This window comes from Glycocaulis sp. (assembly GCF_052168375.1).
Taxonomy (GTDB): Bacteria; Pseudomonadota; Alphaproteobacteria; order Caulobacterales; family Maricaulaceae; genus Glycocaulis.
Genome location: NZ_JBQLZR010000058.1, coordinates 1 through 2773, shown reverse-complemented (window position 1 = coordinate 2773; position 2773 = coordinate 1). Strand labels below are relative to the sequence as shown.

Genomic DNA, 2773 nt, shown 5'->3' with positions numbered 1-2773 from the left:
GCCGCGAGCAGCTGGGCCTTGTGGAAGCGATCGAGAAACTGACCGAGGCCGAACGCAAGGCGATGGAACTGGCCTTGCCGCGTGACGAGGCGGCCGAACGCCAGAAGGAATTGCTGCGCAGCCTGACCCAGCCCGCCGAGGAGCTGGCGCAGCGTCTGGACGATCTCTACGCCGTGATGGCGCGCAGCCCCGAGCATGCGGACACGCTGATCGCCGAGATCAGCCGGGTGAAGGACGCCCTTTACGGCGACGACACGCAGGACTTCGACCGGCTCGAGCGCAATGTCTTCGGCGGTCTCGCCAAGATGGCCGAAGACTCCCGCAATCTGGAAAGCCAGCTTGACCGGGCCGGGACCGGCGCCATCAGCGACTTTGCCGGCTTCCTCGATGACCTTGAAAGCCGGGCGATGAGCGTCGGTGAAGCCTTTAGCGAAATGGCCGACATCGTCATTTCGGCGCTGAAGCGCATCATGATCGAGCGCTACATTATCGGGCCGCTGGCAGATGCCCTTTTCGGCGCGCTCGACGGGGCGTTCAGCGGTGGGGCGAAGGGCACGAGCGTCAAGGCGGGCGTCCGGCATGCGGGCGGGCCTATCAACGCATCTGGCCCGCATCGCGACGTGCCGCTATCCGCGCTCGGCTCGGCCCGCGTCATGCACTCCGGTGGTTATCTGGCGCCTGACGAGCACCTCATTATCGGCAGGGACCGCGAGCGCATGCTTAACCCGTCCGAGGACAGCGCGCTCTTTCGCCTGCTCGACCGGCTGGGCCAGCAGGTCAGCCAGCCAACCCCGGCCTTGGCCGGACCGGTGCCGCTCGATATCCGCTTCCATGGCGAGCGGGAAGCCGGTGTGCGGGCGCAGGAAGGCGAGCGCCGCGGCGGTTCGCAAGGGATCGATGTCATTTTCGAGAAGAAGGCGGAAGCCATGTTCAGCTCGGGCCGCATGGACCGCGTCATGCTCGACCGGTACGGCGTGGGCGTGAAGGGGCGTAATCGATGATCGTCTGGCCTGAAACCCTGCCGCAATACCCGCAGCGCGAAGGGCTGGATTCTGCGGGCGGTGAGAACGTACAGCGCAGCCCGGTCGATGCAGGCCCGCCAAAGCGGCGGCGCGTCTCGACGCGCATGCCGGACCGGCTTCGCGCGACCTGGTATCTGACCCCGGCGCAATACGCCATCTGGCAGGACTTCCTCGAGGATGACATCGCGCAGGGCGCTCTGCGCTTCACCCTGCCGGACCCGTTCAGCGACGGCACGCTCAATGCGGCCCTGGTGAATGGCAAGGCCAGCGTCTCGGTCAATCCCGGCCCCGGCGTGATGATCTCTCTCGGTCTGGATCTGGAGGTGTTGTAATGCCTTCGGTCCGCTATCTCGACGCCGCGCTGGCGCAGGAAACCGATGAAATCCATCTGGCCCTGCTGACGGTCACGCACCCGGATTTTGCCGCCCTTGAGATTGAAGCGCCGGAATACGGCATCAGCAATGGTGCCATCCGGCTAGTGGCTAACGGGGAAAGCGTAACCAGCCGGGGGAATGTCTACACCGCCGCCGGTTTCGAGCTGACCTTGCCGCCGCAAGGCGAGGGCGAGAAGCCGGTCATGTCGGTGCGGATCGAGAACATCGACCGCCGCCTGACGGCGCTTCTGCGTACACTGACCAGCCCGCCCGTCTTCAGCGTGGAAGTGGTGCTCGCCTCCGACCCTGACACGGTCGAGGAGGCGCTGCCCGATTTCCGGCTGGTCGAGTGCGATGGCGATGCGCTCGAGATCAGTCTGCAGCTCGCCCACCCTGACGATGAGCGCGAGCTGGTCTGCTCCTATGTCTTCGATCCCTTCAACGCGCCCGCGCTTTTTTGAGTGATGCTCCACGCCTCCGCGTGTCGCGCCTCGCATAGGCTCGGGCGCGCGGTCGCGCTCTCAGGCCGCGTTGCGGCCTGTCAGGGCAAAGCCCGCCCGCGACTTTTCGCGGAACGCTGCAGGCCGGATGGCCTGCGCGGCGAGACCCGGCTTTAGCCGGGGCTGCGCACCTGAAAAAGGGCAGTCACCGATGGTCCCTTCATTCTCCGCTTACTTCGCCGTCCCCTATCTCTGGCGCGGGCGGGACTTGCAAGGCTGGGATTGCTGGGGGCTGGTCGCGTGGGTGCGCCCGCACACATTCGGCCTGCCGTGCCCGGACCATGCCGGGATCTACAGCGCACGGCCCGAAACCCGCGCCGAACGCTTCGCCCTGCAATCGACGTTGATCAGCTCGCAAATGTCTGCCTGGACCCGCGTCGAGCGGCCCCCTCCGGGCAATGTGATCCTGTTCAATATCGACGGGCTGCCGGTCCACACCGCGCTCTATGCCGGGCAGGGCGACTTCCTACACTGCCTCGCCACCCGCCGCCCCGGCCAGTCCGCGACGCGGCTGGAGCGGCTCTCAGATCTCCAATGGGAAAAGCGCCTGGAGGGGTTTTATGAGCTCTGTTCCTGATGCTCAGCCCCATCCGGGGCTTCGCGCCTCGCGAAGGCTCGGGCGCGCGGTCGCGCTTGCGGCCCCTTACGGGGCCGGGGCCTCTTCCCTGAATCTCGCCCTTCACCCGTTCCAGACGGACGTTCGGCGCGTAGAGGCCCCCGAGGGCGCTAGCCTTGCCGAGATGGCGGCGCTGCACGTTGCCGACCCGGTCCTGCGCGCGCACCTGATCGCTTTTGTGGACGGCCAGCCTGTGGCGGCGGAGCTGTGGGGCGAGACGCGGCCCGTTGCTGGCAGCCATGTCGTGCTGCGCGTCGTGCC

Annotated in this window: 4 protein-coding genes and 1 pseudogene; all 5 read left to right on the top strand. The window is 66.8% G+C overall.

Annotated features, from left to right (window positions below):
- Positions 1-1001 (top strand): annotated as a pseudogene (locus ACTS2Z_RS02380) (hypothetical protein); the annotation flags it as partial.
- The gene (locus ACTS2Z_RS02375; protein ID WP_442571634.1) at positions 998-1354 is read left to right on the top strand and encodes a hypothetical protein; all 357 of its coding nucleotides are present in this window, start codon (positions 998-1000) and stop codon (positions 1352-1354) included. The pseudogene ACTS2Z_RS02380 and the gene ACTS2Z_RS02375, both read left to right, overlap by 4 nt.
- Positions 1354-1857: a DUF1833 family protein gene (locus ACTS2Z_RS02370; protein WP_442571633.1), complete on the top strand. Its 504-nt coding sequence runs from the start codon at positions 1354-1356 to the stop codon at positions 1855-1857. The genes ACTS2Z_RS02375 and ACTS2Z_RS02370 overlap by 1 nt, the downstream gene beginning before the upstream one ends.
- A 190-nt stretch (positions 1858-2047) precedes the next feature.
- A complete protein-coding gene (locus tag ACTS2Z_RS02365; RefSeq protein ID WP_442571632.1) occupies positions 2048-2473 on the top strand; it encodes an NlpC/P60 family protein in 426 nt (141 codons plus the stop codon).
- Positions 2457-2773, top strand: a 317-nt coding sequence (locus tag ACTS2Z_RS02360) for a hypothetical protein (RefSeq protein ID WP_442571631.1), incomplete at its 3' end; no start/stop codon positions are given. The genes ACTS2Z_RS02365 and ACTS2Z_RS02360, both read left to right, overlap by 17 nt.

What these genes read in the sequence shown, in the direction of transcription:
- ACTS2Z_RS02365 (WP_442571632.1), top strand. Translation starts at nt 2,048, where the DNA reads ATGGTCCCTTCATTCTCCGCTTACTTCGCCGTCCCCTATCTCTGGCGC.
- ACTS2Z_RS02375 (WP_442571634.1), top strand. Translation starts at nt 998, where the DNA reads ATGATCGTCTGGCCTGAAACCCTGCCGCAATACCCGCAGCGCGAAGGG.
- ACTS2Z_RS02370 (WP_442571633.1), top strand. Translation starts at nt 1,354, where the DNA reads ATGCCTTCGGTCCGCTATCTCGACGCCGCGCTGGCGCAGGAAACCGAT.